This is a genomic window from Actinoplanes rectilineatus (assembly GCF_000962825.1).
Classification (GTDB): Bacteria; Actinomycetota; Actinomycetes; order Mycobacteriales; family Micromonosporaceae; genus Actinoplanes; species Actinoplanes rectilineatus.
The window spans coordinates 23,311-49,927 of the sequence record NZ_JZKF01000040.1; the positions used below are offsets into that span (position 1 = coordinate 23,311).

The 26,617-nt window shown below is 72.0% G+C and carries 25 protein-coding genes and 1 pseudogene; 15 read left to right on the forward strand and 11 right to left on the reverse strand.

The window, feature by feature from the left end; all coding sequences use genetic code 11:
* Positions 1-31: 31 nt before the first annotated feature.
* Positions 32-730, forward strand: a complete 699-nt coding sequence (locus tag WH85_RS26810; RefSeq protein ID WP_045744785.1) for an alpha/beta fold hydrolase — start codon at positions 32-34, stop codon at positions 728-730.
* Positions 731-802: 72 nt separating this feature from the next.
* Positions 803-1,156, forward strand: a complete 354-nt coding sequence (locus WH85_RS26815; protein ID WP_045744786.1) for a trypsin-like serine protease — start codon at positions 803-805, stop codon at positions 1,154-1,156.
* A 79-nt stretch (positions 1,157-1,235) separates the two neighbouring features.
* On the opposite strand, the gene WH85_RS26820 is transcribed toward WH85_RS26815, so the two are convergent.
* Complete coding sequence (locus WH85_RS26820) at positions 1,236-2,054, reverse strand: helix-turn-helix domain-containing protein (protein ID WP_045744787.1); 819 nt, start codon at positions 2,052-2,054, stop codon at positions 1,236-1,238.
* 126 nt (positions 2,055-2,180) lie between these two features.
* Between WH85_RS26820 and WH85_RS26825 the strand changes: the two genes are divergently transcribed.
* Together WH85_RS26825 and WH85_RS26830 are read left to right on the forward strand one after the other, a co-directional pair.
* Positions 2,181-2,477, forward strand: coding sequence for a hypothetical protein (locus tag WH85_RS26825; protein ID WP_157411226.1), 297 nt, complete (start codon positions 2,181-2,183; stop codon positions 2,475-2,477).
* 177 nt (positions 2,478-2,654) lie between these two features.
* Positions 2,655-3,152 (forward strand): sigma-70 family RNA polymerase sigma factor, encoded by a 498-nt coding sequence (locus WH85_RS26830; protein WP_045744789.1) that lies wholly within the window; start codon positions 2,655-2,657, stop codon positions 3,150-3,152.
* Here WH85_RS26830 and WH85_RS26835 read toward each other — a convergent pair.
* On the reverse strand, positions 3,107-5,008 hold the full coding sequence (locus WH85_RS26835; protein WP_052720814.1) for an AfsR/SARP family transcriptional regulator: 1,902 nt from the start codon (positions 5,006-5,008) through the stop codon (positions 3,107-3,109). The genes WH85_RS26830 and WH85_RS26835 overlap by 46 nt on opposite strands.
* Before the next feature lie 217 nt (positions 5,009-5,225).
* On the opposite strand from WH85_RS26835, the gene WH85_RS26840 reads away from it, so the two are divergent.
* The 4 genes from WH85_RS26840 (at position 5,226) to WH85_RS26855 (ending at position 7,842) form a co-directional block, all read left to right on the forward strand.
* Positions 5,226-5,522 (forward strand): WXG100 family type VII secretion target, encoded by a 297-nt coding sequence (locus WH85_RS26840; protein ID WP_045744790.1) that lies wholly within the window; start codon positions 5,226-5,228, stop codon positions 5,520-5,522.
* Positions 5,523-5,601: 79 nt separating this feature from the next.
* Entirely contained in the window at positions 5,602-5,886 is a 285-nt protein-coding gene (locus WH85_RS26845) for a hypothetical protein (protein ID WP_045744791.1), read from the forward strand.
* 41 nt (positions 5,887-5,927) lie between these two features.
* Positions 5,928-6,566: a hypothetical protein gene (locus WH85_RS26850; protein ID WP_045744792.1), complete on the forward strand. Its 639-nt coding sequence runs from the start codon at positions 5,928-5,930 to the stop codon at positions 6,564-6,566.
* On the forward strand, positions 6,559-7,842 hold the full coding sequence (locus WH85_RS26855; protein WP_045744793.1) for a hypothetical protein: 1,284 nt from the start codon (positions 6,559-6,561) through the stop codon (positions 7,840-7,842). Before WH85_RS26850 ends, WH85_RS26855 begins: the two co-directional genes overlap by 8 nt.
* Before the next feature lie 7 nt (positions 7,843-7,849).
* Here WH85_RS26855 and WH85_RS26860 read toward each other — a convergent pair whose 3' ends face one another.
* A complete protein-coding gene (locus WH85_RS26860) occupies positions 7,850-12,184 on the reverse strand; it encodes an FtsK/SpoIIIE domain-containing protein (protein ID WP_045744794.1) in 4,335 nt (1,444 codons plus the stop codon).
* A gap of 112 nt (positions 12,185-12,296) precedes the next feature.
* On the opposite strand from WH85_RS26860, the gene WH85_RS26865 reads away from it, so the two are divergent.
* Entirely contained in the window at positions 12,297-13,229 is a 933-nt protein-coding gene (locus WH85_RS26865; RefSeq protein ID WP_045744795.1) for a hypothetical protein, read from the forward strand.
* A complete protein-coding gene (locus tag WH85_RS26870) occupies positions 13,226-13,846 on the forward strand; it encodes a hypothetical protein (protein ID WP_052720815.1) in 621 nt (206 codons plus the stop codon). The genes WH85_RS26865 and WH85_RS26870 overlap by 4 nt, the downstream gene beginning before the upstream one ends.
* 9 nt (positions 13,847-13,855) lie before the next feature.
* Here WH85_RS26870 and WH85_RS26875 read toward each other — a convergent pair whose 3' ends face one another.
* Positions 13,856-14,353, reverse strand: coding sequence for a sigma-70 family RNA polymerase sigma factor (locus tag WH85_RS26875; RefSeq protein WP_045744796.1), 498 nt, complete (start codon positions 14,351-14,353; stop codon positions 13,856-13,858).
* 227 nt (positions 14,354-14,580) lie between these two features.
* On the opposite strand from WH85_RS26875, the pseudogene WH85_RS53170 reads away from it, so the two are divergent.
* Positions 14,581-14,943 (forward strand): annotated as a pseudogene (locus WH85_RS53170) (sigma-70 family RNA polymerase sigma factor); the annotation flags it as partial.
* A 554-nt stretch (positions 14,944-15,497) separates the two neighbouring features.
* Here the strand turns inward: WH85_RS53170 and WH85_RS53175 are convergent.
* From WH85_RS53175 to WH85_RS26905, 5 genes are all read right to left on the reverse strand, one after another.
* On the reverse strand, positions 15,498-15,743 hold the full coding sequence (locus WH85_RS53175) for a DUF1772 domain-containing protein (protein WP_245674113.1): 246 nt from the start codon (positions 15,741-15,743) through the stop codon (positions 15,498-15,500).
* Between the two features lie 194 nt (positions 15,744-15,937).
* Positions 15,938-16,708 (reverse strand): LLM class F420-dependent oxidoreductase, encoded by a 771-nt coding sequence (locus WH85_RS26890; protein ID WP_045744798.1) that lies wholly within the window; start codon positions 16,706-16,708, stop codon positions 15,938-15,940.
* A gap of 290 nt (positions 16,709-16,998) precedes the next feature.
* Positions 16,999-17,430: a hypothetical protein gene (locus WH85_RS26895; RefSeq protein ID WP_045744799.1), complete on the reverse strand. Its 432-nt coding sequence runs from the start codon at positions 17,428-17,430 to the stop codon at positions 16,999-17,001.
* Between the two features lie 78 nt (positions 17,431-17,508).
* Entirely contained in the window at positions 17,509-18,576 is a 1,068-nt protein-coding gene (locus WH85_RS26900; protein ID WP_169792490.1) for an NAD-dependent epimerase/dehydratase family protein, read from the reverse strand.
* A 29-nt stretch (positions 18,577-18,605) separates the two neighbouring features.
* Complete coding sequence (locus WH85_RS26905; RefSeq protein ID WP_045744800.1) at positions 18,606-19,265, reverse strand: PIG-L deacetylase family protein; 660 nt, start codon at positions 19,263-19,265, stop codon at positions 18,606-18,608.
* Between the two features lie 95 nt (positions 19,266-19,360).
* Here WH85_RS26905 and WH85_RS26910 point away from each other — a divergent pair, with 95 nt between their 5' ends.
* From WH85_RS26910 to WH85_RS26920, 3 genes are read left to right on the forward strand one after another with little or no spacing between them, the layout of a single operon-like run.
* Complete coding sequence (locus tag WH85_RS26910) at positions 19,361-20,233, forward strand: ABC transporter ATP-binding protein (RefSeq protein ID WP_045744830.1); 873 nt, start codon at positions 19,361-19,363, stop codon at positions 20,231-20,233.
* Positions 20,230-20,832, forward strand: coding sequence for a hypothetical protein (locus WH85_RS26915; RefSeq protein ID WP_045744801.1), 603 nt, complete (start codon positions 20,230-20,232; stop codon positions 20,830-20,832). Before WH85_RS26910 ends, WH85_RS26915 begins: the two co-directional genes overlap by 4 nt.
* 36 nt (positions 20,833-20,868) lie before the next feature.
* Complete coding sequence (locus tag WH85_RS26920) at positions 20,869-21,627, forward strand: polysaccharide deacetylase family protein (RefSeq protein WP_083449287.1); 759 nt, start codon at positions 20,869-20,871, stop codon at positions 21,625-21,627.
* Here WH85_RS26920 and WH85_RS26925 read toward each other — a convergent pair.
* Together WH85_RS26925 and WH85_RS26930 are read right to left on the reverse strand one after the other, a co-directional pair.
* Positions 21,606-23,354, reverse strand: coding sequence for an ABC transporter ATP-binding protein (locus WH85_RS26925; protein ID WP_052720819.1), 1,749 nt, complete (start codon positions 23,352-23,354; stop codon positions 21,606-21,608). The two genes, WH85_RS26920 and WH85_RS26925, sit on opposite strands and share 22 nt — an antisense overlap.
* Positions 23,351-25,150 carry an ABC transporter ATP-binding protein gene (locus WH85_RS26930; RefSeq protein WP_052720820.1) on the reverse strand — a complete coding sequence of 600 codons (1,800 nt, stop codon included), beginning with the start codon at positions 25,148-25,150 and terminating at the stop codon, positions 23,351-23,353. Before WH85_RS26930 ends, WH85_RS26925 begins: the two co-directional genes overlap by 4 nt.
* Before the next feature lie 521 nt (positions 25,151-25,671).
* Between WH85_RS26930 and WH85_RS26935 the strand changes: the two genes are divergently transcribed.
* Positions 25,672-26,616, forward strand: a complete 945-nt coding sequence (locus WH85_RS26935) for an NAD-dependent epimerase/dehydratase family protein (protein WP_211275450.1) — start codon at positions 25,672-25,674, stop codon at positions 26,614-26,616.
* The last annotated feature ends 1 nt before the right edge of the window (position 26,617 follow it).

The window sequence follows — 26,617 nt, forward strand, 5'->3', positions numbered from 1 at the left end:
AGTCTAACTCTGATGAATAGAGTGTTGCTCCATGAACTATGTCTTCATTCCCGGCGCGTGGCACGGCGGCTGGTCCTGGACGCCCGTGGCGCACCGGGTCCGGGCCGCCGGGCATCTCGCGTACACGCTGACCATGCCCGGCCTCACCCTCGGCGACAGCCCGCGTGACCTGCGGCTCGCCGACGCGACCGACCATCTGATCCACGAGATCGAGAGCCGTGACCTGACCGACGTGGTGCTCGTCGGGCACAGCTGGGCGGGCTTCCCGATCACCGCCGCGGCACCCCGGCTGACCGCCCGCCTTCGCGAGATCGTCTTCTTCAGCGCCTTCGTGCCGCTGCGCGGGCAGTCGATGCTCGCGGCCTTCGGCCCGGAGGCTGAAGCGTTCTACCTGTCCGTCATCGAGGCCGACCCCGACCACGGCATCGGCCTCGACTACGAGACGTTCCGGGGCACACTCATGCCGGACGGCCCCGACGAGGCCGCCCGGATCGTCTTCGAACAGCTGATTCCGCAGCCCGGCGGCTACATGAGCGAGGCCCTCGACGTCGACGGGGTGGCCACCCTCGGCGTGCCGGTCCGCTACCTGCTCGCCGAGAACGACACCGGCCTCGCCGCCCCCGGCCCGGAACTCGCGGCCCGCGCCGGCGTCGAGCCGATCATGGTGCCGGGCGGTCACGAGGCCCTGCTCACCCACCCCGACGAGATCGCCAAAGCCCTGCTGGGTTGAGGTGGCACAAATTCGGACGCTGGTGCGTCAACGAGATTACGCATCGCGACTGAGCCCCGTGACCTGGGGACGATGACGGTGGCCGGCTGGGGGAAGCAGCAGTGGGGCGGGGAGCAGGAGCGCTTCCTGCGTAAGGTCGAACTGCCGTTCAAGCCGGACGCGGAGTACTTCGACGACCCGTGGTGGGAGGAGAACCCGGCCTACCCGCGCGCGACGATCTGCGGCCGGGCCGTGGACCAGAAGAGCCACTGCGGCGGGGATTCGGGCGGGCCGGCGCTGCACCGGCTGCCGGACGGCATCGTGAGCGCCGGCGGCGACTGCGAGTGGGACAACGGCGAGGAGGCGACCCCGGTCTACACGGACGTCGCCTACTTCAGCACCGACATCCAGCAGGCCGTCGACATGCTGCTCGCCGACGCCACCTGACCGTGGGATAGCCGATGGTCCCGCCCGTCCCGGATGCGGGGGCATCCCGGACGGGCGGGGGCTCGACGCCCCGGAGGCATCAGGGGACGAGGTTCCGCAGCCGGTCGTCGGAGGCGGAGCCCGCTTCTGCTGTGTACGCGACGATGGTGAGCCCGGGATCCTGGGTGATCTCCAGGGCCTCGTAGGGGAGGACGAGTTCGCCGACGGCGGCGTGGTGGAACACCTTCGTGCCGGTGCGGTGGAAGCGGACGTCGTGGCGGGCCCACCGGTCCCGGAAGTCGGCGCTGTGCTCGACGAGTTCGGTGATCAGGCTGGTGAGGTCGGTGTTGTCGGGGAACAGGCCGGTGGCTGAGCGCAGGACGGTGACAGCCTCGTCGGTGGCGGCGTTCCAGTCCTGGTGGAAGTGGCGTGCGCGGGGGTCGAGGAACGCATAGCGGGCCAGGTTCGGTTGGTCGCTGTGGTCGAACGCCTCGGTGAACAGGGCTCGCCCCAGGTCGTTCGTGGCCAGGATCTGCATCCAGGGGGTGAAGACGGCGACGGCTGAGCCGGTCATCGTGTCCAGGAGCCGTTGCACGCCGGGGCGTACGGTCCGGGACGGGTGGTCGCCTGGTCCGGAGCTGGTGGCTCTGGCCAAATGGTGCAGGTGCTCGCGTTCTGCGTCGTCCAGTTGCAGCGCCTGGCTGACGGCGTCGAGCACCTGCTCGGAGACGCCGCGGAGGTGTCCCCGCTCGATCTGGTTGTAGTAGTCGACGCTGACACCCGCGAGCAGGGCGACCTCTTCACGCCGGAGGCCGGCGACCCTTCGCCGGCCTCCGTAGGTGGGCAGGCCCGCCCGGTCGGGGGTGATGCGGGCACGCCGGGAGGTGAGGAAGGCGCGGATGTCGTTCTGGTGGTTCACGTTCGGGGCTCCGGCGGCTGGGGTGTACTGGCAGTACAGGGAAGAGCGGCACCTCGTCGGCGCGACGGCTCCTGGTGTGAGGTGGACACCAGGCCACAGGGCGTGGCCGGCAAGGAGGATCACATCATGGACCAGACCGCTGTCGCCGCTTTTGTTCAGGCACACCTCGACGCTCTCCAGCGGGGCGACATCGACGTGGTGACGGAGGACTTCGCGGCGCCGCTGCGCCCGCACCTGCCGGGCATCGTGGCGTCGTTGCCGATGCCGTTCGCGTCCGCCGAGAACGTGAGCATCGAGGTGGAACCGGAACAGGCCGTCGTCGTCAACCGGCTCACCGGCGAGAACGGCGTCGTGATCACCATGCGCTCCGTCTGGACCGAGGTCGGCGGGCGCCCGCGGATCATCGACGGCGCTCCGGTGTAAACCGGACACCCGGGGCGGCCGGTGGTGAATCGGCGTACGGGTGACCGTTCCCCGCCGGTGACGGGCGGTCGGCGGTGGGCGGCACTTTCGCGGCACTTGCTCGTCAGTTCGGCGGCACAAGGGCTCCGTAATTTTCGTACGGCGACCGCCTGCCGCACGGGAATCGGGGATGCCCGCATGAGCTGTGACCGGATCGATGCCCTGCACGCCGACCACTACGCCAGCCTGCTGCGGTTCCTGATCAGGCTGACCCACGGTGAGCAGCAGACCGCCGAGGACCTGGCCCAGGAGACGATGCTGCGGGCGTGGCGGCACGCCGACCGGCTGCCGGACGACTTCGGCGGGGAGCGGCGCTGGCTGTTCGCGGTGGCCCGGAACCTGGTCATCGACCTGTTCCGGACCCGGCGCAGCCGTCCGGCGGAGACCCCGGTGCTCGACCTGGGCTGGGTTCCGGCCAGCGGGGACAGCAGCGAGGCCGCGATCGCCGTCCAGTCGGTGCTGACCGCGTTCACCCGGCTGACCGACGCCCAGCGCGACGTCCTGACCGATCTTCATCTGCGCGGCGAGGAGGCGGGCGTGGTCGCCGCTCGGTTGCGGGTTCCCGTCGGGACAGTGAAGTCCCGGGCACATTACGCCCTGCGAGCCCTGCGCGACGCGATGGACGTGACCGAATGACCGTCACCCAGGACCAGATCGTCACTCAGGACCGGATCAACCCCGTGGGCCGGGCCGTGTTCGTCGGCCAGTTCTTCGGCGTACGCGCGAACCAGGTCGTGCAGGGCATAACGGTGCAGTCCCCGACGGGTCAGCAGTCCGGTGCCGGCCAGCTCGCCGAGCCGGGCGACGGTGGCGGACCGGGCGGCACCGGGCACGCTTGACGGGTCGATCTCCGCGCCGGAGCGGCTCAGCCGGCGGAACAGCCGGGCCGTCTCCGGGCGCAGCCGCCGGTACGACCGGTCGAAGACGGCCCGCAGGTCGATGCCCGGGTCGGCGCCGGCGAACGCGTCCAGTCCTGGCTCCCGGCATAGCGCGTCCGCCATCTCCGGCAGCCGGACCGGGCCGAGTGCCGGGCGCCCGGCGGCGACCACGGCCAGGGCCAGCGGCAACCGGCCGGTCCGGGCCAGGACCGACGCCACCGCGTCGCGTCCGGCCCGGTCGTCCGGCGGCGGTACACCGAGCCGGGTCAGTAGTTGCCCGGCGGCGTCGGTCGGCGGCGGCACGTCGACGGTGACCAGCAGCGCCCCGTCGACGGCGGCGAGCGCGTCCAGGCCGCCCCGGCCGGTGACCAGCACCAGGCTGCCCGGCGCGGCCGGGATCAGCGGCCGGACCTGGGCGGCGTCCCGGGCGTCGTCGAGCAGGATGAGCAGGCGGCGTCCCGCGGTCACCGTGCGGAACAACGCGACCTGACCGGCCACATCCGGCCCGCCGGGCGCGCTGATCCCGGCGCCCAGTGAGGTGAGCAGGGCGGTCAGCGCGTCGGCGGGGTCGCGCGGCTCGCCGTCCGCGGAGCCGTGCAGGTCGAGGAAGAGCTGGCCGTCGGGGAACCGGGACGTCACCTCGTGGGCCCAGCGTACGGCGAGCGCGGTCTTGCCGACGCCGGGCAGCCCGTCGAGGGCCAGCACGACGGCACCGGTCGTGTGCTCGGCGCCCTCCTCCAGCCGGCGTGTCAGCAGTGCCCGCTCGGCGCGCCGTCCGACGAACAGCGCGGACCCCGGCGGCAACTGGGCCGGGACGGGCGGCTGCACACCCGTACCCGCCAAAGGCGCAGGCCTGCGCAGAATGGTCTCCACCGCCGCGGTGAGCTCCCGGCCGGGCGGAACGCCCAGGTCGGCGGCGATGCGCTCGCGGACGTGGTGGAACCGCTCGATCGCCTCGGCGGCCCGGCCGACCGCCGCGAGGGTCAGCAGCAGCCGGGCGAGCAACGGCTCGTCGAGCGGGTCGACATCCACGGCGGCGGTCAGCGCGGGCAGCAGCGCCTCGGCGTCGCCGTGGTCGCCGTGCCCGAGGGTGGCGTCGGCGGCGGCCACCGCCACCGACGAGCGTTCCCGGTTGACCGAGACGATCAGCGGATGGCTCTCGGCGCCGAGGCCGTCGGCGAAGCGGCCGGTCCAGAGAGCGAGCGCCTCCCGGTACGCCGGGATCGCCTCGCCCGGACGGCCGCCGCGGAGTCCGTCCGCGGCGGTGGCGGCGCGCTCCCGGAACAGGGACAGGTCGGCCGACGCGGCGGGCAGGGCCAGCCGGTAGCCGCCGGGGCGCCGCAGCAGCCACTGGCCTTCGGCGCGGCGGGCGAGTCCCGGTTCGAGGGCGCGGCGGATCGCGCCGATGTGCCGGTGCAGCACGTTGACGGCGCTGGGTGGCAGGCCGTCGGTCCAGAGGAGACCGGTCAGCTCGGACACCGGCACCGGGTGACCGCCCCGGGCCAGCAGCAGCGCCGTGACCAGCCGGGGCTGGCGGGCGCCGAGGTCGACCTCACGGCCGTCCCGCCAGGCGCGCAGGCCGCCCAGGGCCGTGAACCACACCGGGGCTGCCATGCCCTCACTCTCCTCGGTCCAATGCCCACAGTGATGATGGTGCAACACTGTGCAAGCACGGACCAATCTCCTCGTCTGCCGGGCTTCCGACACATTCGTCCGCATGGCACCGGTACGAGGGATCCGCGGGCCGCCCGAGAACGCGATCGGCAGCCGGGCCGTAGTCCGAGGTAGGACGGCATGTTCGCCGTCGTTCCCCGCGACGAAAGGACGATCCATGCCCGGTCAGATGACCCTCGACCCGGAGGCCGTACAGGCGTTCGCCCAGTACCTGCTCCAGCAGCGGGAGACGCTGCAGAGCGCCCTCCAGGAGGCGGACACCCGGATGGCCGAGACGATCGAGGCCTCGTACAACACTCCCGGTTCGGAGTCGAAGTTCAAGCCGTTCTGGGAGGAGTACATCAGCGGCACCAAACAGGCGATCGACGGCATCGAGGGCGTCAGCCAGTTCCTCGAGCAGACCCTGCAGAGGTTCGTCGAGACCGACGACGCGACCGCCGGCTCGATCGGCTGAGCCACGCCCCTCGGATCGCCGGGCCGCCCGTGCACGTACGGGCGGCCCGGCGATCCGGGTGCGCAGGACGAGGGGGGACATGGCCAGGATCCGCATTCCCGGTGACGAGCTCACCGAGATCATCACGGTGCTCACCCGGATCCGGGACCGGCTGGACCGGGTCGCCAACCTGGACTCGGTCGGTACCGAGGACGACGTCGGCGACCGGAACCTGATCGACGGCGTCCGTGACTTCGACGGCGCCTGGCGCAGCGGTCACCGCCGGGTGCAGGAGAACACCGACACGTTCCGCGAGATGGTCGACGGCATCCTCGAGAACTTCCGCAAGGCGGACGAGGAGACGACCGCGGCGCTCGACGAGTGAGACGAGAGACGACAGAGACGACAGAGAGGAGGCAGCGGGACATGTCGCAACGCACCGCCGAGGCGTACCGCTTCTCGATCGCCTATCCCACGTCGTGGTGGAAGGTCGATCTGCACCCCAGGGTCCGCGACGCCGAGATCCGCCGACGGCTCGTCGAGGGCCTGAGCGACCGGGAACGCACCGAGCGGGCCGAGCTGATCCGGGACGCGGTCCGCGCCGCGCGTACGTGGGCCGCCGCCTGCTACGAACAGGGCGCGCTGCAGTTCCACGGGTTCTTCGACATCATCGACGGCGTACCACTGACCGCCGTCACCATGATCCTGCGATACGTCCTGCCCGAGGGTGAGGAACTGGACCTGTCCGACCTGATGGTCGGGTTCGCGCTCCGCAACGCCGAACTGGTCCTCGGCAAGGGCACCGCGGCGAACCGCACCGAGCTGCTGGACCTGCCGCACGCCGGGCCGGCCGGCCGGTTCACCTCGATCGAGGAGGTCGAACTCCAGGACCTGCCACCACGACGGTTCTCGGTGATGAGCACCCTGGTCCCGCTCGCCGGCACCCGCGAGGTCCTGATCGTCACCAGCCTGACCCCCAATCTCGAGTACGCCGAGCACTTCCTGCTGCTGTTCGAACAGATCGCGGACACCCTCACCCTGGAGAGGGTGACCGTGGATGCCTAGACCCGACCCCGGTGTCTGGGCGGTCGTCGACCTCGGTGACGACCCGACACCCGGCGACCCGGACATCCTCGACCGGCTCGCGGCCGAGTACACCGCGATCGCCGACGACGCCGAGTCCGCGGCGTCGCTGATCGGCCGGCTGCAGTCCGCCGACCTCGGCGAGGGCCGGTCTCTGGACAAGCTGCGCGAGAAACTCGACGAACTGCCGGAGCAGATCGGCAAGCTACGGGACTCCTACCGGGACGCCGCCGAGGCGATCACCGGGTACGCGCCGCGGCTGCGGACCCATCAGGACGCCGCCGAACGGGCCCGGCTGCTGGCCGAGGAGGCGCAGAGCCGGCTGGACGCGGCGACCGCCGAGCTGGACGTCCTGAACGCCTCGTTCGCCGCCGCCTCGCAGGATCCGGCCGACACCTCCGTCGACCGGATCGGCGCCGACCGCGACGCCGCCCGCAACCGCAGCGACGCGGCGTCCACCGACCTCACCGTGGCGAAGCGGCTTGCGGCGGACGCCCAGGAGCTGCGGGTCTCGGATGCCTCCACGGCGGTCACCACCCTGGCCGAGGCGGAGGCCAACGCGGTCCGGGAGAAGAGCTTCTTCGAGAAGTTCGCCTCGCTGATCGGCCTCATCGTGGGCGTCATCGGCTTCGTCGCCGGCATCATCGCCCTCTTCGTCACCGGGCCGATCGGTTTCCTGCTCACCGCGATCAGCATCGCGGCCGGTATCGCCGGGCTCGGCATAACCGGCGCCTCCGGGGCGATCAGCGGTTTCGACGGGATGAACATCGCGGAGCTGGTCCTCGGGGCCGTCGCGACCCTGCTCGGCGTGGGTGCTCTGGTGGCCGCCCTCAAGACCTCGTTCGGCCTCGGGCGCGGGGTCTCGCACGTGATCAAGACGTTCAACAAGCCGACGCTGGCGAAGCCACCGCCGCGGATCAGCGTCTCTCTGCCGGAGGACATCCCGCTGGCCCCGGTGCCGGCCGCCCGGCCACCGGCCGGCGGTGCCGGTGGCGGACTCGCGCCACCGGCACCGGCCATCCGGCCGCTCGGCGGGGTGCTCGGCGGGCCGTCGGCCGGTCATCTGAACGAGTCGATCCTGGGCGCCATCAAACGCATGATGATCACCAATCCGTTCACGGTCGCCGAGATCCGCGGCAAGCCGTTCACCTTCGGTGCCAACCTGTTCGGCATCAGCAGCGGCATCATCGGGGTCACCTTCGGCGGCGTCGGTGTCGCCAAGGCCGAGGCCGCCGAGGACGCGGAGGACGAGACCTGACCGGTGGTCAGGACCCCTCGGGGATCTGGATCGTGGTCAGCCGTCCGCTGCCGTCGCTCAGGAAGGCCCGGCCGGCTCTGCTCCCACCGAGCCGGCTGCGCGGCACCTTGCCGCCGATCAGCTCGCCGTCACCGGGCGCCTGCGGGCTGATCAGCAGGCCCTGCCGGGTGCGCCGCAGCTCCGGGATCCAGCCGGAGAACCCGGACAGCAGGCGGTCGGTCTGCCCGGCCACGATCAGGGCGCGCCCGTTCTCCGCGCCGGTCCGGGCGATCTCGGTGAAGATCGCGTCGGAGGCCGACTTGGCCAGGTTGTCGGCGTCGTCGATCACCAGCACGACCGGTTCGGCCGTGCCGGTGAGGATCTCGGTGAGCCGGGCCTTCGGCACGTCGTCGCCGGTGAACACCTCGAGCACCCCGGCCCGGCCGGCCAGGTCGCGCAGCGGTGACCGGCGCGGGGCGGCGACCACCAGCGACGTGCCCGCCTCCAGCAGGGACAGCGCCATGGTCAGCAGCGCGGTGCTGCGGCCGGACCGGGGCGGCCCGCCGATCAGGAAGCCCGGGTTCACCGCCAGGTCCGGGCCCTTGCCGGTCAGTTCGTCGCCGCCGACGCCGGCGAGCGCCCACAGCGGGCCGGGCCGGGGCACCGGAACGTACTTGGCCGCCTCGGACCGGGTGAGCCGGTCGGGCAGCTGATCGACCCGGAACGGGCGGGACCCGGCGGGCAGGCCGGCGTCGCGGGCGGTGCTCTCGGCCGCGATCGCCTGCAGGGCCGCGACCTGCGCCTGACCGCTCGCCGCACCGGGCAGCAGGGCGATCTGAACCTCGGACTTGTCGCCGGCCCGGATGGCCCGGCCGGGTGGGATCTCGTCCGGGACCGACCGCTGGGGTACGCCGATCATCATGTACTCGGACTTGTCGTTGAGCTTGAGCACCAGTTTGTCCTCGGTGGTCGCGGTGAGCCGGGTGGAGAACATCGACCGGTCGCCCGCAATGATCATGTGGACGCCGACGCTGGCGCCCTCGCGCAACAGGGCGAGGATGCCGCTGAGCAGGGCGCCGCCGTCGTACTCGGTGAGGGTCCTGTCGAAGACCTCCCACCTGTCGAAGAGCACCACCACGTGCGGCGGCCGGTCCTGCGCGGGCATGGCCCGGCGCAGTTCGGGCAGGTCGGCCGCGCCGCCGCGGGCCAGCAGCTCCTGGCGCCGGGCCACCTCGCCGGTGAGCCGGGTGATCAGCCGGGCCATCCGGTCCGGCTGGGTACGCTGCACCACGGCCCCGGTGTGCGGCAGTGCTTCGAGCGCCAGCAGCGCCCCGTTGCCGCAGTCGATGCCGTACAGGTGCACGTCGCCGGCACGGTAGGTCCGGGCGATCACCCCGGCGACGGTCCGCAGCACCTGCGACCGGCCGGACCGCGGTGAGCCGATCACGTGCAGGTGGCCCAGCGTGGCGAAGTCGAGTGTCAGCGGCAGCCGGGTCTGTTCGGCGGGCAGGTCGGCCAGGCCGAAGCCTGCGGGCGGAAGATCGTAGCCGTGCGACGGGAGCACCGGCAGCTCGTCCAGCCCGACGATCTCACCCAGCGCGGGCAGCCACGGGCTGTGCTGTTCATCGATGCCGAGAGCGCTGGTGGCCCCGCGGATCGCCGTGACCAGGTCGGCCAGGTCGGTGACGATCTCGGCGGACGGTGTGGCCGGCGCGACCGGCCGGGGTCGCGGCGGCGCCGGTTCGCCGAGGGTCTGCCAGAGCGCCGGGCGGATCCAGGGTTCCTCGGTGACGGCCTGGACCGTGCCGGGACGCCGCCCACCGACCCGGGCCGCCTGGAACGGGATCAGCGTGTTCTGACCCAGCCGCACGTACGCGCGTCCCGGCGCGCTCTTCGGGATGGACGCCGCCTCCGGTGAGTTGATCACGTCGGTGCTCTCGCTCTTGTCGGTCATCCGCAGCGCGATCCGCAGGTTGGTGTTGGCCCGGATCTCCGGTGAGACCACACCACCGGGACGCTGGGTGGCCAGGATCAGGTGGATGCCGAGCGACCGGCCCCGCTGGGCGATGTTCACCAGGCCCTTGACGAAGTCGGGCAGTTCCCGGGCGAGCGACGCGAACTCGTCGATCACGATCAGCAGCCGGGGGAGCGGGACCAGTCCCGGAGTCCGGTCGGCCAGGTCGATGTGGTCCTCGATGTCCTTGGCACCGGCCGCCGCCAGGATGTGTTCCCGCCGTCGCAGCTCGGCGCCGAGCGACACCAGGGCCCGTTCGACGAGGTGGGTGTCCAGGTCGGTGACCATGCCGACGGTGTGCGGCAGGGCGACGCACTCCTTGAACGCCGAACCACCCTTGTAGTCGACCAGCACGAACGTCATGGCGTCCGGCCGGTTCCCGGCGGCCAGCGACGCCACCAGTGTCTGCAACAGCTCGGACTTGCCCGCACCGGTGGTGCCGGCGACCAGCCCGTGCGGGCCGTCCCGGCGGATGTCCAGGGCGAACGCGCCGTCCAGGGAGATTCCCATGATCGCCGAGGTGGTACGCCCACCGGCCCGCCAGCGTGCGGCCACCGCCTCGGCCGCCGGGCGGTCCATCGAGATCACGTCGAGCAGGCGTACCGAGGCGGGCAGCACCGAGTCGACCACGTCGCCGCCGCCCGGGTCACGCAACGCACCCAGGACACGGCCGATCGCACCGGTCCACTCGGGTTCCACCGCGTCCACGCGTACCGAAGGAAGAGACCTCTCACCGGACCGCCCCACCGTGACCCGGCCGTCGCGCTGCTCGGCGACCACCGCCAGGCACTCCTCGGGCAGCAGCCGTTCCTCGGCGTCCAGGCAGATCGAGTGCACCCCGACCGCCGGGCCGTCCCGCAGGATCCGCACCACCCCGGGCAGGGACCGCAGCCGCCGGGCCCCGTCGAAGACCACCAGGACGGTGTCCGCCCAGGTCGTGGACCCGGCCGCGACCCGGGCCTCGATCAACATGCTCAGTTCGGCGACCCGGGCGGCGACGGTCTCGGTGCCCGTGCCGATCGTGGCGGCGATGTCCTGGCCCGGTTCCGGGCGTACGTGCGGCAGCCAGCGCACCCACGACCAGACCCGCTCACCGGCCTGGCCGGTCAGCACGTAGAGCTTGAGATCACGGGGGCTGTGCAGCACCACGGCCTGGCCGATCACCGACCGGGTCACCGCGGCGGCGGCCGGTCCCGCCCCGGCGATGCCGAGCACCCGCATCCGGCGCAGATCCACGGTGACCGGCACGTCGTAGGCGTCCTCGGTGAGCCGCCGCTCGTGCCGGTCGGCCGTCGGATCCTCGAGCAGGACCGCGGACGGCTGATCGGCCGTGCCGACCCGCAGCGTGAGGAAGTCGTCGTCGGTACGCCGCCGCTCCCACAACCGGCGGCGCGGGCCGATCGCGGTGAGCAGCAGCGCGGCCGGATCCGGGAAGGCGTCCCGGCGGGCCCGCCGCTCGGCGACCACGGCGTCGCGGGCCGCCGCGGTGATCCGGTCCCGGTCCGCCTCGTATCGCCGGACCCGTTCCCGGTGACTGATCTTGCCGCTGCGCTTGGAACTCAGATAGTTCCCGATGATCACCAGCGGCGAGAGCAGACCGAACAGCAGCGCGGAGAGCCGGTTGAAGATGAACACCCCGGCGACCGCGAAGACCAGGGGCGCGACAGCCGCGATGTACGGCAACGGGCGCCGCTCCGGATCGCCGGGCGGCACCGGCAGGGCGAACTCGGTCGGCGACGTCGGCGGGACCAGCCGGGGCGGACGGTTGTAGTCCAGGCCGCCGCCGTCGTCCGACGGTTGCAGGGCGGCGTCCGGCTGCTCGGGCCGGGCCGGTTCCAGCAGCGCACCGCCGATCTCCAGACAGGCGCCGACCGGCCAGGGTGCCGGACCGGTCAGCTCCTGGCGGTCCAGGCGTACCGCCGACGGCGGCCCGGACGGCGGGGTCAGCAGGCAGCGCCCGCCGGGCTCGACCCGCAGGCGCAGGGCCCGGCCGCCCGGCGGGAACCGGCCGATGAGCACACCCCCACCGGACGTCACGCTCACGTGGTAGTCACCGATGTCCAGCCGGCGGACGGCGCCCGCGCCCACCCCGGACACCGTACGGATCTCGACCACCCCGCGTGGCTCGGCCGTGGCGGCGGTGGTGCCGGGCGCGGTCCCCACCACGGCGGCATCACGCAACGGGGACTCGTGCAGGGTCACCCCCGGCGGGACCGGGACACCGTCCACATAGAGGACGGGTACGCCGAGCGCCGCCGCGATCGTCGCGGCACTGGTCTCCGGGTCGGCGTCGAGGTGCAGGTCGCGGGTGTCGCCGGCGTCGTCGACGACGGTGAACATCAGTCGCATGTCTTGTTCTACGGCGGGGGCCGGAAACCCGTTCTTCTCCCGGAGAACCCGATCGGCCCGGCCTCCGTAGTCGGATACGAGGGCTCATCCGTTCCGGTCGTCAGGAGAATCCATGACCGCACCCGTCATCGCCGCGGTGGTAATCGCCGTGCTGCTGCTGATCGCCATCGTGCTGCTGGTGATCGAGCTGCGGCGTACGCCGGGCGGCGGCCGGGCACGGGCGAGCGCCGGCCCGGCGGTGACCGGTGCGGTGGCGCTGGACGAGGTCGACCGCGCGCTGCGGGTCCTGGTCACCGCCTGCGACCGGGCCGGACGTGACTTCCCCGACGTGTACGCGGTCGAGTGCGCCGCCGACCGGGTCACACTGCGGCTGGCCGCGTACGAGCCGGAAGCACCACCGCCGTGGGAGGGCGACGGCGACGGCACCGCGTGGACGCTGCCCCGGGCCGGACGGCAGACCGGCGGGCAGATCCCGGCCGACTCCCACCCCTACCCGCTGGTGGTCTCGCTCGGCCTGCACGAGGACCGCCGGGTGCTGGTCAACCTGGCCCGCGCGGCCGGACCGGTCTCGCTGGCCGGCCCGGCCCCGCAGGTCGGCCGGCTGACGCTGCGGCTGCTGACCGAACTGCTCACCGGCCCGGTCGGCCGGGACGCCGAGATCACCCTGACCGGTGACGTCGCCGCCGGGTTCCGCGCCCATCTGGCGGGCGCCCGCCCGGAACGGCTGCGGCTGGCCGCCACCCTCGCCGAGGCACAGCGCGGCGGCCGGGAACAACCCGCCGCCCGGACCGGGGCCACCCAGATCTTCCAACTGCTCGACGACGGGCGGGCCGCCGCCGAACCCGACCAGCCACGGCGGCTCGCGGTGATCGGCGCGGACCAGTTCCGGGCCGAGTCGTCCGGGCAGACCGCCCCGGCCGGCGGCGCGGTGCTGGTGCTCGGCGAGGTCGACCATGCGGCGTGGCGTCTCGAGGTCCGCGCGGACGGCGGCCTGGACACCGGGGCGCTCGGGCTGCCCGTCGACTCCACGGGAGGACTCCGATGACCCGGCGCACCGTCCTGATCGGCCTGATCGGTGTGCTGTCGGTGGCCCTGATCGCCGTACTGGGCGTGATCTTTCTTCCCTCGTTCTCTTCTCCTTCCTCTTCTCCTCCCGCCTCTTCTCCTCCGGCCTCTTCCGCGGCGCCGGCTCCTCCGGAACAGGCCCGGTTCATCGGCGAGACCGAGGACAGCGGGTTCACCGTGGCCGTCCACGTCTGGGAGAACAGCGCGATCGCCCACCTCACCGACGGCCGCAGCCGCGAGGCGTGGATGACCGGCGTCTCCGGCGGCGACCGCCTGCTGCTCACCGGGGACGACGGCGCGGTGCTGGACGCCCGGGTGAGCAACGGCGCACTGGCCGGCGCCGCCCGGGTCGGCGGGAAGCAGGTCACGTTCGCACTGCCGCCCGCGTCCGCGCCCGCCGGGATCTACCGGGCCGCCGGGGAGGTGAACGGCAAGAAGGTACGGGCCGACGTGATCGTCCTGCCGGACCGGCGATCGGCGGGCATCGGCTGGGTCGACGGGCAGCCGAGCAGCCTGCCGGACGACCTGACCGGTCAGGTCGTCGAGGTGAACGGCGGCGAGCTGCGGCTGACGGCGATCCGGCCCGGCGATGTCTGACCCGGCCGGTCACCCGTCGATGGTCAGCACCGCGCGCAGCGCCCGTAGCGCCTTGCTGCTGCGGGACTTCACCGTGCCGGTGGGGATGTGCAGCTCGGCCGCGGTCTCCTCGACACTGAGATCGAGGAGGTACCGGTAGACGAGCACATCACGATGCTGCGGCTCCAAAGTCAGCAGGGCCTCCCGGACGATCTGGCGGTCCAGGGTGTGGTCGGTGCCGTCCGGAACCGGCCGGGTGAGCATGTCGTCCTCCTCGATCTCGGCCGGACGGGCCCGCCGGGCCCGGTGCCCGTCGATCGCCAGGCGGCGCACCACGGTGAACAGCCACGGCCGGAGCTCCGCGGGTGCGGTGTCCAGCCGTTTCGCGTGCCGCCAGGCGCGGACCAGGGTCTCCTGGACGATGTCCTCGGCCGCGTACGAGTCGCCGAGTGTCAGGGTTCGGGCGAAACGGAACAGTGCCAGGCCGTGCCGATCGTGGATCTCGCTGGTGAAAGCGTGGTCGATCATCCTCGGAACTCCCGTCCGGCCGGAACGCGGACCGGCCGCCGTCCACACGGGCCGGCGCGGGATCCGGTTCGACGCCGGGCCCGATCGTGGGATGAATTCCGGAGGAATACGTCACACCCGGTGAACTCCCGTGCCGTCCATCCGTCCTCGATGGCATGTCCCGCGGGATGGGTACGGTCGCCGACGAGGCGACGATCGGGCTGGTGTGGAGGGAACACCGGCGAGCGATGCTGGCGTACGCCACCGAGCTGACCGGTGACCCGGCCCTCGCCGAGGACACCGTCCAGGAGGCGCTGCTACGCGCCTGGCAGCACCCGGACGTGCTGGTCAACGGGCGCGGATCGGTGCGCGGCTGGCTGCTGACCGTGGTCCGCCACCTGGTCGTCGACCAGGTCCGGGCCCGCAACGCGCGGCCACCGGAGACCCTGGGCGCGCCGGAGAGCACGATGCGGACCGGTGATCACGCGAGCCGGGTGGTCGACAGAATGGTGGTGGCCGAGGCGCTCCGCGAACTGCCACCCGCCCACCGGACCGTGCTGGAACGCCTTCACCTGCACGGCGAGACGGTCGCCCAGACCGCCGCGGCGCTCGGGATCCCGCCGGGAACGGTCAAGTCCCGCGGCCACTACGCCCTGCGTAACCTGCGGGCGTCCCTCGGTGGCCGTCCGGATCGTGACGAGCCGGGCACGGCTCTCCGGGACGGCGGTGGCCTCCCCGGCCCGGCCCCGGCGCAGCGGGCCGACCCGCCACAGCCCCGGCCGGCCCCGGCGCAGGGGGCCGACCCGCCCCAGACCCGGCCTGCCCCGGTCATCCGCGTCTTTCCCCCGTCCGTAGTCGCCGATCAGGCCACTGTCCGGGACGAGGACGATCGCCGTCCTCCGGCCGGACCGGATCCGCAGGGCGCCCCCGGTTCGCAGCTCGGCGACCCGAACCACGATCGGCGGGGTCACCGGGCTGGCCCGCAGGATCAGGCCGCGGCACGACAGCGCCTCGACCGGGGTACGCCGCGATGTCTTCACCGGTGTCGTGAAGCCGACCGCACCCCTCTCCGTCGAAATCGATCTCTGCCGGATCTCGTTCTCGCCCCGCCGCCGAGTGGTCCGGTCGAGAGGCCGGAATCCGGGAATCGCCCAGGGGGATCTGGTCATGCGGCGCTGTCGCGGGCTTCCGTGGTCGCGGGAACGGCGCCCCGCACGCTCGCGGTCACCAGCAGCAGGACGATGAACGCGCCGATGGCGGCGGCGGTGCGTACCTCGTGGAAAACCTGCCGGCGTTGCAGGCGCTCGGCCCAGTCGGCCGGTGGATCCGTGGCGGACCAGCCACGGATCTCACCGTTGATCGGCACGTTGCCCCAGCGCGTGACCAGGAACGGCTCCTGCACTTGGTGCACAAGGACACCGGCTACCTGCTCACACCCCTCGGCCGGGAGACGGCGGCCGTCGGGCGCCAACTCCACGCGGGGGGCCGGTGGATGTGCGATCAGACGGGCACCGACTTCGACCGGCCGATGGAGGCGCCGCCGGAGCCACGCGTCACGTGATCGCGGACGACGGCCGTCGCCCCACCGTCGTCCGCGCCGACCGTTCAGGCGTTGAGCTTGTCGCGCCAGGTGATGAATTCGCGGAGTTCGGTGAGGTCGGGGGTGGGGCCGCCGGTGCTGACGGTGAAGAGGCGGGCGCCGAGGGCGTACATCTCGTCGCGTGACTCCGGCTTGCCGACGACGGAGACTTCGATCTCGGACGGGTCGCGGCCCAGATCGGAGCAGTGGCCGTGCAGCACGCCGAGTTTGTGTTTGAGGGTTTCGACGTCGGCGAAGCTGTGCCAGATGTTGGCGTGTTTGGCGACGAGGCGCAGGGTCTTCTTCTCGCCGCCTCCGCCGATGAGGACCGGGATGTCGCGGGTGGGCGGCGGGTTCAGCTTCTTCCAGCGGGATTCGATGCGCGGCAGTGAGACGGCGAGGTCGTCGAGGCGGCTGCCGGCGGTGCCGAACTCGTAGCCGTATTCGGTGTAGTCGCGTTCGAACCAGCCGGAGCCGATGCCGAGGATGAGGCGCCCGTCGGAGATGTGGTCGACGGTGCGGGCCATGTCGGCGAGCAGTTCCGGGTTGCGGTAGCTGTTGCAGGAGACCAGGGCGCCGATCTCCACCCGTGACGTCGACTCGGCCCAGGCGGCGAGCATCGTCCAGCACTCGAAGTGCAGGCCGTCGGCTTCCCCGTACAGCGGATAGAAGTGGTCCCAGTTGAACAGCACATCGACGCCGAGGTCCTCGGCCTCGGACGCGGTGCGACGGATGGTCGCGTAGTCCATGTGCTGCGGCTGCAGCTGCAGCCCGATCCGAACCTGCCTATCGATCATATGGCCGAGCCTACGTCCCGGTACCGTCCCGTTGCGGCCCGATCGTTGCGAACCTGCCGGTTCAACCCCGCGGGTGGCGTGATCGCCGGGGCTTCGGGGGCTGAGATGCCTTGGGTAGCGGTGGGTCGGCACCCCGAACGATGATGCTGCCGGGACCGATGCGGACGTCGCCGTACAGCATCGTCGTCCTGCCGACGAGGTGTTCGGTCACACCCGTGGCGGTGTGGTGAATTCGGGCGTGCTGAGCGCCCGAAATCACCACAGAGGCAGACCCTGACTGCGAAACGTGTCTAGACGCAGGTGTCGTCCAGCCTCTGGCCGATCGTCGCGAACTCGCCGTCGCGGTAGGCCACCGGGTCGGGGCTCTGCGCGCCGCGGGACAGGCTTTCGCTGATCGCGGTGGCGGCGTCGCGCTGGGCCGGCTCGGTGCTGACCCGGCCGGCGGCGGCGACCGCGGTGGACATGGTGGTGAAGGCGTCGCGCAGGCGGTCCCTGTCGTCGGTGGCGAGGCGGACCGCGCCGTCGGTGAGGATCTTGTAGATGGCGGTGCACACGTACTTCGGCTGGCCCGCCGACGCGGACGGGATCGGCGCGATGCTCACCGGCACCGGGATCGCGCCGGGATCGATGTCGACCTCGCACCCCGCGGACAGGGTCAGGGCCGCGAACAACGCGGTGGCCAGGGCGGTGCGGCGAGGCTCCGGCACGGGATTCCCCTTCATCGATCGATGGGTACGCGCGGAGCATAGTGCCCACCACCCGGCTCATCCGACACCTGGCGCATCGGCGACGGAGACCGCTCAGGCGGAGACGCCGTCCGGTTCCCGGGAGCGGCGATCGTATTCGGCCACGTGCCACGGCACGACCTGCCGGAGCCCGTCGGCCAGGGCGACCCGGGGCGCGTACCCGATCTTCTCGTGGCTCAGGGTCAGGGACGCGACCGCGGACAGCACGTCACCGTCACGGGCCGGCAGGTGGTTCGGCTGGACGTTCCGGATGAGCGGATCCTCTCGAACCTCGGCGACCAGCTCTCTGAGTAGGCCGAACAAGTCCGTGATCGTGGTCATGGCGCCGGTGGCGACGTTGAGGGCCAACGGGGTGGCGAAGGACGCGGCGGCGGCACGGAGGTTGGCGTCCACCACATCGTCGACATGGGTGAAGTCGCGGGCCTGCAGACCCGTGCCGTATATGTCGGGCCGGCCGCCGCCGGCGAGCCGGGCGATCCAGCGGGGGATGACCGCCGAGTAGGGGCCGGCCGCGTTCTGCCGGGCGCCGTAGACGTTGAAGTACCTCAGTCCGGTGATGGACATCTTTCCCAGGGAGGCGAAGCTCCCGGCGAAGGCCTCGGCGGACCGCTTGCTGGCGGCGTACGGCGACAGCGGCCGTCCCAGCTCCGACTCGATGCGCAGCGGATCGGACACGTCGCCGTAGACGGAGCTGGAACTGGCGTAGACGAAGCTCTGTACCTCCGCCTCGGCCGCCGACCGCAGCATGCCCAGCGTTCCCATGGTGTTGACGTCGGCGACCTCCACCGGGGTCACCAGAGACCGGGGAACGGAGTTCAGCGCGGCCTGGTGCAGGACCACCTGGACGTCGCGGAACGCCTCCGCCCGATCGGCCGCCGACCGGATGTCGCCGCGGACCAGGCGGAAGTTGCTCCAGTTCGTCCCGGACAGGGCGCGGACCTCGTCGAGGTTGGACATCTTTCCGGTGCTGAGGTCGTCCAGCCCGACCACCTCGGCGCCGGCGGCGAGCAGCCGTTGCAGCAGTTGCGAACCGATGAAGCCCGCGACACCCGTCACCAGGTAGCGGACCGATGTGTCGACGGTGGGGCGACAGCGCACGGTGTCGTCCGGGGTCTCTTCCACGACGTGGCACTCCTCGATCGGGGAACGGGTCAGACCGGCAGGCGGCAGAACCACTCGGTCCCGGCCGTCCAGGTCCGCAGGCGCGCGTCCCGTTCGGGCTCCCAGCGCCCACGGAACCCCTGGTCTCGATAGAGATCGATCAGTTTCGTCTTGCCGGTGGTGTCGAAGTGGAACTCGTGGTCGTGGCGGTGCGGGCCGCCGAACGTCAGAACGGTCCGCCACGAGGACGAGGGGACGGCCGCGGCGACCGCGTCGTGGGTGCAGGAGTGTTGCGGGTGCCCGTACTCCCCGTCCCGGCCGTGGGTGAGAACAGTGTCGCCGTTCCGGGTGAGGCCGGCCCGCTCCAGCGCGTCGCCGATCTCGGAGACGCGTCGCCGGTAGGCGGGGTCGTCGCGCCGAGCGGATTGCGGCAGGTTCGGCAGGCGCAGCTCGACGGGCGTGGCCGCCAGCCGGGCGCACACTGCGGCGAAGGCGTCCAGGCGCAATCGGCGCCGCTCGGCCTCCGCCGGGCTGGGAACCGGCGGGACCTCGCGAGGGGCGCTCGTCGTCTCGATGCCGGTGACCACGGCGACCGTCAGCTCGCGGAGGGACGGGCGGAGGGTGGTCAGCAGGCCGCCGCAGAACAGGGCCTCGTCGTCGTAGTGCGCCACCACCGCGAGGAGGCGGGCGCCGGCGAGCAGGCTCTGCATCGCGCCATTGTGGACGGTGTGCGGGGGATCTTGTCAAGGCCGGTCAGCGGCATCGGCCCCCACCGCCGGAGCGGATTCGGGGATAATGGATGCCGATGATCCGAGTGGAGAACCTGACGAAGACCTACGGCCGGATCGACGCGGTCCGCGACGTGACGTTCAGCGCCGCTCCGGGCCGGATCACCGGCCTGCTCGGCCTCAACGGCTCGGGCAAGACCACCACACTGCGGATGCTGCTCGGGCTGACCCGGCCCACCAGCGGGTCGGCCCTCCTCAACGGAGTGCCCTACCGCGACCTCGTCCACCCGGTGCGACAGGTCGGCGCGGTGCTGGAGCAGGGTCTGAGCAACCCCGGTCAGACCGGTTACCAGCACCTGGTCACCCATGCGCTGCTGTGTGGGGCGTCCCGGCGGCGGGCCGCCCAGCTGATCGAGGAGGTCGGCCTCGCCGACGCGGCGGGCAGGCGTACCGGCGACTACTCGCTCGGCATGCGTCAGCGCCTCGCGGTGGCGACCGCGCTGCTCGGCGACCCGGGGATCCTGGTGCTCGACGAGCCGGCGAACGGCCTGGACCCGTCCGGCATGGCCTGGCTGCGTGATCTGTTGTGGCGCCGGGCCGCGGCCGGCGGAACGGTGCTCATCTCCAGTCACCTCCTCGCCGAGTTGCAGCAGCTGGTCGTCGACGTGGTGATCATCGCGCTCGGTGAGGTCCGCCTGGCCGCGCCGCTCGCCGAACTCTCCGGCGCCGGCCGCCTGCGGATCCGTGGTGGTGATCCACGCCGGTTGTGGCACGCGTTCGAGCGGCACGGCGCCCGGGTCACGACCGACGGGACGGCGTTGCTCGTGGAGGGACTCAGCCCTGAGGACGCCGGCGGCATCGCCCTGCACGCGCAGGTCCCGGTCTTCGAGCTGACCATCGAGCGGCCCCGGCTCGAGGAGATCTTCCTGCAGGTGGCGGGTGCCCGGTGATAGCCGTCCTGCGCAGTGAGCTGCACCGCAACCTGACCATTCGGTCCTCCTGGATGTCGATGGCGGCCGCCACGGTCCTGGGCGCCGGGATGGGTCTGCTGAGCCAGGACTTCTGGGCCCTGTTCTCGTGTCTGGGCGCCTTCGGGGTGGCGGTTCTCAGCACCGGCCAGCATTACCAGCACCGCACCTCGGTCCTGCTGTTCCTCGGCGAGCCGCACCGAGGGCGTGTGCTGGCGGCGCAGTGCGTGACGGCGGCGCTCCTCGGACTGGCGCTCACCGCGGTGAGCGGTGTCGCGGTGTTTCTCGGGGGCGAGATATCGCACTTTCCGGCCACGCTGGCGGCGATCCCGCTCCTGGCCACCTTCGGGGTCGCCAACGCGACGGTCGTCCGGCGCCCGCTCTGGCTCCTGGCCGGTTATGCGGGGTGGCTGCTGTTCGTCGAGGGACTGCTCGGCAAGCTGGAGGGGCCGCTGCCCTTCTCCGGCGCCCTGCGGGCTGCCTCCGGTGACTCCCAGGGCCTGGTGGTGCTGGCCGCCTGGACGGTGGTGGCGCTCCTGGCCGCCGCGTGGTTCATCCGCCGCGATCTGGCCGGCGACTGACCCCACCGTCCGTCCATCATGGAATACCGTCGGGGCATGCGGATCGCAGCGACAATCCTCCTTGCCGTGATCGTGGTCCTGGGTGGTGCGGCGGTCGCCGCCGGTGCGTTCCGGGAGCTGGTGAAGTCGCGCCGGTGGCACCTGTTCGGCCGGGCCGTGCGCCGAGTCCCCACCACCCGCCCGGTGGTCGCCCTGACGCTGGACGACGGCCCCTACCCGCAGCACTGCCGGGAGATCCTCCAGATCCTCGAACAGCGGCGGGCGCCGGCGACCTTCTTCCTCGTCGGCCGGGACGTCGACGCCCATCCCGATCTCGTCGCCGCGATCCGGGCCGGCGGGCACGAGCTGGCCAACCACGGTTACACCCATCGGCGGCTGGTCTTCATGCGGGGGGCGGCGATCAGGGCCGAGGTCGAGCGCACCGACGAGGCCCTCCGCCGGGCCGGGCAGACCGGCCCGGTCCTGTTCCGGCCGCCGTGCTGCGCGAAACTGTTCGGCCTGCCCCGCCTCCTGCACCGGACCGGCCGTCCGATGATCACCTGGGACGTCGAACCGGAGACATACCCGGCGGCGACCACGGACGCGGCGACGATCGTGGAACGCGCCCTGGCCGGAGCGCGGCCCGGCTCGATCATCCTGCTGCATCCGATGGACTCGGCCAACACCGCCGCCCGCGCCGCCCTGCCGGCCATCGTGGACGGGCTCCTGGAGCGCGGGTTCACCCTGGTCACCGTCTCCGAGCTGCTGGCCGGAGCGGGACGGGAACACTCCGGTCAGGTGCCCCGCCCGGCATAGGCGGCCCACAGCTCGCGCATCTCGGCGTTGCTCGTCAGCAGCTCGGTCAGAGAGCCCGCGCCGGTCATCCGTCCCTCGCCGAGAACCACGATCAGGTCGGCCGACTCGAGCAGATGCCGGCGGTGCGACACCGCGATCACGGTGAGGCCGTCCCGGCGTACCTCGTCGAAGAGCTCGCGTTCCGTACGGGCGTCGAGAGAGCTGGAGCCGTCGTCGAGGACGAGCACGGCGGGCCGGCGGACGAGGGCCCGGGCGATCGCCACCCGCTGCACCTGCCCGCCGGACAGCCTCAGCCCTCCGGCGCCGACCGCCGTGCCGAGGCCGTCCGGCATGGTCCGCAGGTCCGCCTCCAGCCGGGCGAGACGGACGGCCTCCACCAGCCCCTGTTCGGTGGCGTCCGCGCCGAGCAGGATGTTCTCCCGCAGAGTGCCGCGGAACAGCCGGGGCACCTGCGGCACGTAGGCGCACCGGGGCGGTGCCAGGACACCGGCGGGGACCACCGCGCCGTTCCACCGGATCTCCCCGTCGACCGGGCCCGCCAGTCCGAGAACCGCACGGATCAGCGTGGTCTTCCCGGCGCCGACCCGGCCGGTGATCACGGTCAGCGACCCGGGGCGTACCTCGAAGGACACCCGGCTCACTCCGGGTGTCCCGGCGCCGGGCCGCAGAGACAGCGATCGTACGGACAACGAGCGCAACTCCTCCGGTCCGTGGCTGTCCACGTCGTCTTCGGTGGCGCCGGGCGACGCGGGCGGCTCGTCGTCGTCGAGCCGGACCCGGTGGCCGGTGATGCCGTGTGGGTTGTTCCGGTGCATCCGGTCCAGCGCGATGCCCAGCCGTTGCAGCCGGACCACGAGCAGGCCGAGCGACGCCAGAGCCTCGGTGAGCATCTGCAGGTAGTAACCGAAGAGCGCGATGTCACCGACGGTGAGGGTGCCGTCGGCCAGCCCTCGGGAGGCGGCCAGGAGCACGAGGCCGGTGCCGAGCGGCGCCACGTTCGCGATGGTGCTCTGTTGCAGCGACGCGTACGTCTCCTCGGCCACGACAGCCCGGCGCCGTGCCTCCCCGAGCCGGTGCAGATGGGTGCCGACGTGGTCTTCCGCGTGAGCGGCCTGGATCACCGCCGCGCCGGCGACGGCGTCCCGGAGGGCGTCGCGGACCGCGGCGGCCGCCTTCACGGCGTCCAGCCGGTACCGGCGGTACCGGCCGTGCAGGAGGCGGACCGCCACGGAGAGCAGCAGCAGGAGCCCGAGCACGGACGAGGCCAGAACGACGTCGACGGACATCAGGATCGCGATCGCGACGACGGCGAACAACCATCGGGCGAGGTTCGCCGGCGACCACGCGGCGAACGTGCTCACCTCCTCGACGTCGGTGCCCATGGTGGTGAGGACCTGGTCCTCGCCGGCCGGGGACCGGAGCCGCCCGGTCAGCAGCCGGTCGCGCAGCAGGGCGCGGGTCCGGAACACGATGTCCGGCTCCCACCGGGAGATGACCGTGGTGAACTGCAGGAGCTGGCGGGCCGCCTCCACCCCGCCGATCGCGGCGATCAGGCTCCAGGCGTTCAGCCCGGCCGTGCTCTCCCCGGAGATCACGTCGAAGGTGCGCTGCAACAGCAGGCCCACGACGAGAGTGCCGACGCGCAGCAACGACCAGCCGCCGGTCAGCAGCAGGTAGTCCCGCATCTGCCCGCGCATCAGCCGGGTGAAGCGCCGCAGCGTCGTCACGTGCCGGGCCTTCCGTCGGCGGCGGGCCCGGTGAGCGGTTCGGGCGACGATCCGGCGGGCGCCTCGGCGGACAGCCCGGCGAACACCGAGCCGGTTGCGGCGAGCAGGTCGGCGCGGCGGCCGTATTCGAGGACCCGGCCCTCGTCGAGGACCAGGATGTGGTCGGCCTCGTCCAGGGTCTCCAGCCGGTGTGTCACGATGATCGCGGTGCGGTCGCGAGCGAAGCGGGTCAGGGCCGTACGCAGCGCCTGCTCGGTGTGTGGGTCGATCTGCGAGGACGGTTCGTCCAGCAGGACGACGGCCGGGTCGGTCAGGAAGGCGCGGGCCAGGTTGAGCATCTGTCCCTGCCCGGTGGAGAGGCCGGTCCACGACGCGTCGAGCCTGGTGTCCAGACCGTCCGGCAACGTCTCGGCCAGGGTGCCGAGCCCGGCCTCGCGCAGCGCGTTCAGGAGCACGTCGTCGGCGTGACCGGGGGCGAACAACGTGAGGTTGTCGCGCAGGGTGGCGCCGAAGAGAGTGATGCCCTGAGGGATGTACGCCACCGAGCGGCGCAGCGCGGCCCGGTCGAGGGACCGCAGGTCGTGCCCGCCGATCAGCACCCGGCCGTGTGCCGGGTCGAAGCTGCGGAAGGCGAGGCCGACGAGCGTCGACTTGCCGCTTCCGGTCCGCCCGACCAGGCCCAGCGTGGCGCCGGCCGGCAGCCGGAAGGAGACGTCGTCCAGGACCACGGGGCCGTCGTCGTAGGCGAAGGTGACCTGGTCGAAGACCAGGTCGTGCCGGCCTTCCGGGCTGAGCGTGCCGCCCTCCGCAAGCGTGCCGGGTCCCGGATCGTCGTGGAGCATCTCCCGGACCCGGCGCAGGCTGACGACGGCGGCCTGCGCCTCCTGTATCCGGGAGGCGATCTGGGCCAGCGGGAACCGGATGAGCGTGGCGTAGCTGAGGGCGGCGAAGACGGTGCCGACCGTGGCGGCGCCGGACCGGTGCAGGCCGACTCCCAGTGCCAGCGCGAGCAGGATGCTGATGACGGAGAGGGCCTGCACGGTCGCGGGCCAGCGGGTGCCGGCGGCGGCGGCCTGCCGGCCGGTGCGGTGTTCCCGGCGGGCGAGCTGCCAGAGGATCCGGCGGACGTGCCGAGTCGCGCCGGCGGCCCGCAGGTCCTCGGCCCCGGCGGACCACTCGTCGACGGTGGCCAGGATGTGTGCCTCGGTGTCCCGCTGGGCGTCGAGGAAGGGCAGCACCCGGCCGGTCTGCCGGCGGAGCAGGACGATCATGGCCACCGCGAACGGGAGGAAGAGGGCGCCGAATCGCCAGTCCAGGTGGAACATCGCCGCCACGACCCCGGCGGCGAGCAGCGTCTGTGCGGCGAGGTCGAGCAGGAGATGGGAGAGCATCGACCCGAGCCGGGTGGCGTCGTTGTCCATCCGGTCGACCAGCTCGCCCGGGGCGGCTCTCTGGAAGAACGACGCCGGGCGGCGCAGCATCCCGTGGATCATCCGGTCCCGGAGGGCGTTCGTCGACGTCCACGCCAGCCGGGTGCTCACGTTCGTCAGCAGCACCGTGGTGCCCAGGCCGATCAGCACGAGGGCGAAATAGATCATCACCAGGTGCCCGGCCCGGCCGGTGGCGCCCGCGTCGATGAAGCGGCGCAGGATCTCCGGCGTGAGCAGCTGCCGGGCGATGTCGAACGGTAGGAGAAGGCCGAGCAGGAAGATCTGCCCGCGGTTGATCCGGAAATGATCGCGAAAGAATGGAGCGGAGGCCGAGCGGTGCGCCGAAGTAGATGATCTCTGCTTCACGTCACCTATTTCAGAAGGGAGGCGCCGGAGCGCGCAATATCTGGATTCAGCAACATCTCAGATTCCTGAAAATGCCGGCTCGCTGCCCGTTGATCGAGAAGGTTGGGAGCGCTGTCCCGGAGTCGCGGCCTCGTTGCCGCTGCGCCGTCAGTGCCCTCGTAGTCTCGGAAATTCGCAAGCCTTAGCAGCTCATGATGGTTGGAGGCGCCCTGGCGGTTCCGACCGTATCACGGTTGCCGTCACCGTGGGGGGCACCCTCCGTTGTGGATCAATAGCGTCCCGCGACGCTCTTCGTCGGCTCTCCGATCAGTGCCAATGCGCTTTTCTCGGCGAATCAGGGTAGACGCAACACGGTCTTCTACTGTAGACAAGCAATAGATCATCTCTACACGGGGCAGGGAGATGTTTCATCTCCATCGAATTAATCCAGGTCAATGTGGCTGCGATTGTCAGCGCGCCGGTCGACCGGTCATGCCTGCCCTCCGAGACGCTCCGCAATGAGCGGGGAGGGGACGTGTGTCATGGCGGATCCACAGGTCGCCGGAGGAGTGCTGGTCACCGGATCGGCGGGTTTCATCGGCAGTCATCTGCTGGGTCACCTGGCGGCCGGCGGTCGGCGGGTGACCGGGGTCGACCGGCGCGATCCAGCCGTCGCCGACCACGGCGCCCGGGTCCGTCAGGTCGTCGGCGATCTTCGCTCGATCCCCCTCGCCCCCCTGCTCGAGGGCGTCTCGACGGTGGTCCACCTGGCGGCGATCCCGGGCGTGCGGCCCTCCTGGCGGGAGTTCGACGACTATGTCGAATGCAATCTGCTGGTCACCCGCCGGCTCCTGGAGGCCTGCCACGCCGCGGGTGTGGCGCGCCTGGTGATCGCTTCGTCGTCGTCGGTCTACGGCGAGGTCGCCGGGCTGCCCATGGCGGAGAGCAGGACACCCGCGCCGGCCTCGCCGTACGCGGTCACCAAGCTGGCCGCCGAGCAACTGGCGCTGGCCTACGCGCGTCGTCCCGGCAGCCGACTCTCCACCGTCGCCCTGCGCTTCTTCACGGTCTACGGGCCTGGCCAACGGCCGGACATGCTGATCCATCGCCTGATCACCGCGGCGCTCACCGGATCCGAGATCGCCATCTACGGCGATGGCGGGGCGCGCCGCGACTTCATCTACGTCGACGACGTGGTGCGGGCGGTCAGCCGGGCCATGGACGCGCCGGTCGACAGCGGCACGTTCAACCTGGGCACCGGTCGCAACGTCTCGGTCGGTGAGCTGATCTCCCTGGTCTCGACGCTGGCGGGCAGCGCTCCACAGGTGGTCCACCAGGACCGCAAGGCCGGTGACGTCGGCTTCACCCTGGCCGATGTCAGCCGGACCGCCGACTCGCTCGGATTCCGGGCGACGACCGATCTCGCCGAGGGTCTGCGCCGGAGCATCGAGGCCCGCCGTCGGCAGCTGGCCGAGATCGGCGCCTGAC

Excerpts from the sequence above, each read along its gene's own strand:
- WH85_RS26810 (WP_045744785.1), top strand. The coding sequence starts at position 32 with ATGAACTATGTCTTCATTCCCGGCGCGTGGCACGGCGGCTGGTCCTGG.
- WH85_RS26815 (WP_045744786.1), top strand. The coding sequence starts at position 803 with ATGACGGTGGCCGGCTGGGGGAAGCAGCAGTGGGGCGGGGAGCAGGAG.
- WH85_RS26825 (WP_157411226.1), top strand. The coding sequence starts at position 2,181 with ATGGACCAGACCGCTGTCGCCGCTTTTGTTCAGGCACACCTCGACGCT.
- WH85_RS26830 (WP_045744789.1), top strand. The coding sequence starts at position 2,655 with ATGAGCTGTGACCGGATCGATGCCCTGCACGCCGACCACTACGCCAGC.
- WH85_RS26835 (WP_052720814.1), bottom strand. The coding sequence starts at position 5,008 with ATGGCAGCCCCGGTGTGGTTCACGGCCCTGGGCGGCCTGCGCGCCTGG.
- WH85_RS26840 (WP_045744790.1), top strand. The coding sequence starts at position 5,226 with ATGCCCGGTCAGATGACCCTCGACCCGGAGGCCGTACAGGCGTTCGCC.
- WH85_RS26845 (WP_045744791.1), top strand. The coding sequence starts at position 5,602 with ATGGCCAGGATCCGCATTCCCGGTGACGAGCTCACCGAGATCATCACG.
- WH85_RS26850 (WP_045744792.1), top strand. The coding sequence starts at position 5,928 with ATGTCGCAACGCACCGCCGAGGCGTACCGCTTCTCGATCGCCTATCCC.
- WH85_RS26855 (WP_045744793.1), top strand. The coding sequence starts at position 6,559 with ATGCCTAGACCCGACCCCGGTGTCTGGGCGGTCGTCGACCTCGGTGAC.
- WH85_RS26860 (WP_045744794.1), bottom strand. The coding sequence starts at position 12,184 with ATGCGACTGATGTTCACCGTCGTCGACGACGCCGGCGACACCCGCGAC.
- WH85_RS26865 (WP_045744795.1), top strand. The coding sequence starts at position 12,297 with ATGACCGCACCCGTCATCGCCGCGGTGGTAATCGCCGTGCTGCTGCTG.
- WH85_RS26870 (WP_052720815.1), top strand. The coding sequence starts at position 13,226 with ATGACCCGGCGCACCGTCCTGATCGGCCTGATCGGTGTGCTGTCGGTG.
- WH85_RS26875 (WP_045744796.1), bottom strand. The coding sequence starts at position 14,353 with ATGATCGACCACGCTTTCACCAGCGAGATCCACGATCGGCACGGCCTG.
- WH85_RS26890 (WP_045744798.1), bottom strand. The coding sequence starts at position 16,708 with ATGATCGATAGGCAGGTTCGGATCGGGCTGCAGCTGCAGCCGCAGCAC.
- WH85_RS26895 (WP_045744799.1), bottom strand. The coding sequence starts at position 17,430 with ATGAAGGGGAATCCCGTGCCGGAGCCTCGCCGCACCGCCCTGGCCACC.
- WH85_RS26905 (WP_045744800.1), bottom strand. The coding sequence starts at position 19,265 with ATGCAGAGCCTGCTCGCCGGCGCCCGCCTCCTCGCGGTGGTGGCGCAC.
- WH85_RS26910 (WP_045744830.1), top strand. The coding sequence starts at position 19,361 with ATGATCCGAGTGGAGAACCTGACGAAGACCTACGGCCGGATCGACGCG.
- WH85_RS26920 (WP_083449287.1), top strand. The coding sequence starts at position 20,869 with ATGCGGATCGCAGCGACAATCCTCCTTGCCGTGATCGTGGTCCTGGGT.
- WH85_RS26935 (WP_211275450.1), top strand. The coding sequence starts at position 25,672 with ATGGCGGATCCACAGGTCGCCGGAGGAGTGCTGGTCACCGGATCGGCG.